Origin of the sequence: Streptomyces sp. NPDC005202, from assembly GCF_040608235.1 — a bacterium.
Classification (GTDB): domain Bacteria; phylum Actinomycetota; class Actinomycetes; order Streptomycetales; family Streptomycetaceae; genus Streptomyces.
The window spans coordinates 1-4999 of sequence record NZ_JBEXHW010000076.1; the positions used below are offsets into that span (position 1 = coordinate 1).

General features: G+C 59.0%; 3 protein-coding genes. 2 read left to right on the top strand and 1 reads right to left on the bottom strand.

Translation table 11 applies throughout. The features are described from left to right. Nucleotides 1–200: 200 nt before the first annotated feature. Together ABZV31_RS37980 and ABZV31_RS37985 are read left to right on the top strand one after the other, a co-directional pair. Nucleotides 201–623, top strand: a complete 423-nt coding sequence (locus ABZV31_RS37980) for a CU044_2847 family protein (protein ID WP_355901415.1) — start codon at nucleotides 201–203, stop codon at nucleotides 621–623. Beyond that, nucleotides 620–4096: a serine protease gene (locus ABZV31_RS37985; protein ID WP_355901417.1), complete on the top strand. Its 3477-nt coding sequence runs from the start codon at nucleotides 620–622 to the stop codon at nucleotides 4094–4096. The genes ABZV31_RS37980 and ABZV31_RS37985 overlap by 4 nt, the downstream gene beginning before the upstream one ends. Nucleotides 4097–4230: 134 nt before the next feature. Here ABZV31_RS37985 and ABZV31_RS37990 read toward each other — a convergent pair. Continuing rightward, a partial coding sequence (locus tag ABZV31_RS37990) for an ISAs1 family transposase (protein ID WP_355901419.1) occupies nucleotides 4231–4999 on the bottom strand: 769 nt, incomplete at its 5' end.

A 4999-nucleotide genomic window follows, 5' to 3' on the forward strand; every position in this document is an offset into this window, starting at 1 on the left:
CGCCAGCGCCAGCCCCGCATCGTCTGCGGCTACTTCGCCGCCCCAGCCGTCCGCTACACGACCGCGTAGGAAACCAAACTGTTCCGACTCAATACATCGCCATGGAGCGCACGCTAGCCTCCCTGACTTGACTGAGCGGACCCGACTGGGCTCCAAAGATCCCACCCGGTGTGACGTGCCCCAAAGCTATGCTCCCGGACATGACCTTGGGACACCAGACGACCGTCAGCGGCAGCCCGACAGTGCCTGTCGAACTCCCGAACGGCGTCATCGTGGAGGTGGAAGTTGCCCCCAGCGGTTCGGCCCGCGACGTTGGGCTGGGCGGCAGGGACGAGCCGTACCGGCTTGATCAGGTACAGCGCTCGATTGAAGGAATCGCCAGAGCGGTGACTCAGAGTCTGGCCAGAGTTAGGCCAGATGAGGCCAGCGTCGAGTTCGCCATCGGGTTCAAGGCCGAGAGCGGCAAGCTAACTAGTTTGCTGGTGAAGGGAGAAGGAACAGCTTCGCTAAAGGTGACACTGACCTGGGTAGCCGACGGCGAACGTCGCGCCAATGTACAGGAGGAGACGGAGCCCGACAACGAGCAAGCTGACGAGGAATCTCCGTCTTCGGGGGAGTCGTGACGGGGGAAAGGCTGCGAAGCCTGCTTCATTCTTGCACTGTTCAAGTTGGCTCAACGCGTGGTCCGGAGGGAACGGGGTTCTTTGTAGCACCCGGCAGAGTTCTCACGTGCGCGCATGTTGTTGAGCCACTCGTGCGTTCAGGTGTACAGGCAACAGTCACAGTCGCTGACGGCGAGGTGCTTCCCTGTACCGTGCTCCGTATTCTTCCGGAGAGCAAGCCGTCAGACTTGGATTCCTATCCCTACCCCGACCTGGCACTGCTAGGCGTTGAGATGAGTGATCATCCCTGTGTCCAGCTTGATCCAGCGCTGCCGCAAACAGGAGACCGGTTATGGGCATTGGGTATCACCGAAGTGTACGCCAGAACTGTTTTGGGAATGACACCCGTCGCTCTGCGCTTCGAGGGCGAGCATCTGGCCGGAGATGAGCATCGACTGCAACTCTCAGGAGGGCAGATCGCGCCAGGAATGAGCGGTTCCCCTCTGCTGAATGAGCGAACCGGGCGCGTCTGCGGCATGATCAGCCGCACAAGACATGACGAGCTAAACCTGGGAGGATGGGCCATACCTGTTGGCCAGCATCTTGCTATCGAAGATGGCCTTAGCGAGGCGCATACATCATTTCATCTCGCAGATCCGGACTGGCGCATCGCACGGCAAGAGATGTTTACGGACATCGTCAAACGCGTGCTGCGCCCGCCATTCCAACCTGTACCTCGGAATCTTCAGAATGAGCCTCCCAGCCTTCCGCTCCGACCCGAGTATGGAATTGTTCCATTCGCCGGCCGGGATGCCGAACTGTCGGGCTTAAGAGATTGGTGCCTCTCCTCCGGACCTCAAGTGCACCTTCTCACAGGGCCTGGAGGGACCGGTAAGACGCGACTTGCCGCTGAACTATGCAGGGCCATGTCAACAGTGGGATGGGTTGCAGGTTTTCTCCGCGAGAGACTTGCAATTGAAGAGATCCGTAGACTGTCAGCCGCAGATGAGTCCGTTCTAATTGTTGTCGACTATGCTGAGAGTCGAGCTGATCTGATCGGACTTTTGGAGGAGGTTGACCAATTCGAATTCCGCGGTATCCAGCTGCGTTTACTCCTGATTGCGCGAAATGAGGGTCGATGGTGGGATGAACTTGTAACGAAGTCATTTACTACTGAACGCCTCCTAGGGCGCGCGGGGAAGACTGCTCTAGCCTCACTCGTTCGTGACCGTGACAGCACTGCATTGGCAATGCTGGAAGCCTTTGTTGCCTTTGCCGATGCCCTTTCCGTCCAAGTGGCGCAACCTCAGTTCGTAACCCAGTGCCCCGAGGCAGAAGTCATCCTGCATGCACAAGCAGCCGCGTTGCTCTCTCTGCTTGAGCTTGGCGTATCCGCTTCCGACTCCCAGGCGGAATCGACCCAACCAACTCAAAGCCCACTACGCGGACTGCTACATCATGAGCAGCGCTACTGGGCTGCCAATGCTGCTGCCCACTTCACTACAGGACCGCCTTCTCCCAGAACTCAAACACGGGCCGTTGCGCTTGCCAGCCTAATGGGGGCAACTGCCGAGAGTGAGGCAGTGGAGATGGCTTCCCGACTTCCAGAACTCTCTGACGCTGCTTCGGAGCGTAAATATGAGATCGCCCACTGGTTGCGGGATCTCTATCCCCGGCCCAAAGGAGAGTGGGTCGGAGGGATTCAACCAGACCTCCTGGTTGCCGAACTACTTGAAGTTGCTTTCCTGGGCGCGTCAGACACAGCGGACACTGCATTCAGAGGACTCCAGCCAGATAGAGCACGACGTGTTCTAAGTAGGCTCCAACGAGCCTGCTATGACCGTCCGAAGCTGCAGCCCATTCTGCGCAGAGTAATAGCGTCGGATCTGGAAGTAATGACAGCCGCCGTGGCCAGCCTAGAACGTGAGATTAGCCTCATGCTGAGTGCTGAACTGGCCGCAGCGATCCGCTCAGCGTTGGACGACACCGTAATCCGGGACTCTTTGCTGGACGAAATTTCCAACCGCGCCGACGTTCTAGCTGAACCCGCTGCAGCGTTGGCCGAGCGATTCTTGTCGAAGGCCCGCGGGGAGGGCGATCTCCTCTTCACCGCTCACTACTCGGACCAACTTGGCAATTGGCTGAGCAAAATGGGGCGAGTAGATGATGCAATCGCGGCCGCTGAAGAGGCAGTTGCGATCTATCGGGATATGCCGCAATCCGGGTCTGCCGCTGACGTTACATCGCGGCGATGGCCCTTCTACGAGGGCCTCGCTGTTGCGACCCTTCACCTCGCCAACCATCTGTGGGCTGCAGGTAGACACGAGAAGGCGACCGACGCCGGATTTGAATCCCTTCAAATCTGGAAGCATCTATCAGAGAAGGATCCAGCACATCGTGGAGGGTTTGCTGCATCAGTTGCCAGTTTCTCCACACAGCTGTGGGACATTGGATGGCGTGAGCAATCCGTGCAATACACTGAGTGGTCACTTAGCCTACTCGTTGAGCAGGCTAAGACTGGTTCTTCAGACAGTATTGCACGGTTTGCCGACGCCTTGAGCAATGCAGCGTACCGTTTTAAAGAAGTGGGGCGCCTGGACGATGCGATCCTGACCCAGCGCAGAGCAGCCGAACTATTCTCGCAGCTAGCCGAGGCAAAGCCTGGAGAATTCCAGCCAAGGCATGCTGAAATTATGCACAACCTGGGCGGAATCCTGGTAGCCGCAGGCCAACTTGAGGAGGCATTCGCCGCTCACGAAGAAGCAGTTGATATTTACCGACCCCTAGTGGGCATTCAGTTTGAGGTGCGATCTGAGAAGTTCATGCAACTATTGGACGCCCGTTTCACGTGCGCCACCAAACTCGCAAACCCGATTTCCGTCATTCGAGCGGCCAAAGAATTCATCGACTTTCGTACGATGGACGGGTTCTTGGATGTCGAGGCGGTTGAAGCCCTGGCAACTCTGGGAGCCGCGCTTGCCCAGATTGGCCAGTATGAGCAATCCCTCTTCATTCAGAAAATCGCGCTAGCACCCTTGCGGGACCTTGCCCACCAGGAACCCGATAGACACTCAGCTGGGCTGTGTCTATTGTTGAGCAACACTGCAGCTTGCCATCAGCATTTTGGGCAGGGGCAAGAAGCTGTAGAGTGTGCCGCTGAAATGGTGGACATCCTTAGAGGGCAGGGCGACGAGATCTTTCAAGGGAAACGCACTTCAACCGGACAAACCTCAAGTGCTGAACTCCTTTACTTCGCCTCCCTCTGCTTCCTTGAGAATGAACGGTACGAGGAAGCGCTTGAAGCGGCAGAAATTGCTGCACTTAGACACAGGCAAGCGGATTCGGGCTCTGTAGACTCCAGTAAACTTCTCGCCTCAGCACTTGGTGTCTGCGGTGTATCCCTCAAGCACCTGGGGAGGATGGAAGAATATAAGGAAGTCATGACAGAGGTGCGAAAGATGAAAGATCGGCTCCTCGCAGAGGATTCCCAGTAAGAAACCTTCGCCTCTTCTCCTCAATCGTTGTTCGAGGCATGAATGTCCAAGTGTAAGTCGAGTTAGCCTCGCGCTTTCACGAAGCGGGCTGTCGGGCAGGGCTTCGGCGTAGTCGCTTGATGCCCGTTTCGTGATCATGTGAGTCCGAGGAGGGCGAGCGGCCTGCTGGCGTCGGGGGCGTTGCGCCGAAGGCCGGCAGCGATGTTGGTGCTGCCGGCGAGGCGGAGTGCGCCGATGGCGAGGTTGCGCCAGGTGGCCATGGCGCGGGGTGCGGTGCCGGTCCGCAGCTGGGAGGCGTCCTCGGCGAACGTCACATCCCTGACATGGTGCAGCGCCTCGACTTTCCAGTGGTCACGGATCAGGGTCGCGAGCTGGGCGGGAGTGGCCTGCTCGGCGGTCAGGCTGGTGACCGCGTAGACGGTCTTGATGCTGATCTTGCCGGTCTTGCGGTCCACCCGGCGGCGCTTGAGCTGGACGGCTTGGCGGGCCCCGGGGAAGAGCAGGTTGTTCACCGTGCACACCTTGATCCTGCGGATCTCACCGCGGCCGTGGCCGGCGTCGCGGGTGCGTGCCTGCAGCGGAATCTGCTTCCAGGGCAAGGACTTGAGCTGCTTGCGAAGCTTCTTCTGATCCCCTTTCACGATCACGATGTAGTGCGCGCCCCGGCTGAGCAGGTAGTCGGCGTGCTCGCGCTGAGTGTGCATGGCGTCGCTGGTCACGACTACGCCCGCCAGGTCGGCGATGGTCTCCAGCAGCGGCTGGAAGCAGGTGATTTCGTTGGTCTTCTCGCCCACGTCGAGCTGGGCCGGGACCAGGCCGGAGACGTGGTCGCATGCGGCGAGCAGATGGACCTTGCGGCCCTTGGCCCTGCCCGCTCCGCGCAGGCTCTTGCCGTCGACCGCC

Bases quoted from the DNA above. Each gene is read 5' to 3' on its own strand.
- ABZV31_RS37980 (WP_355901415.1), top strand. From the start codon at position 201: ATGACCTTGGGACACCAGACGACCGTCAGCGGCAGCCCGACAGTGCCT.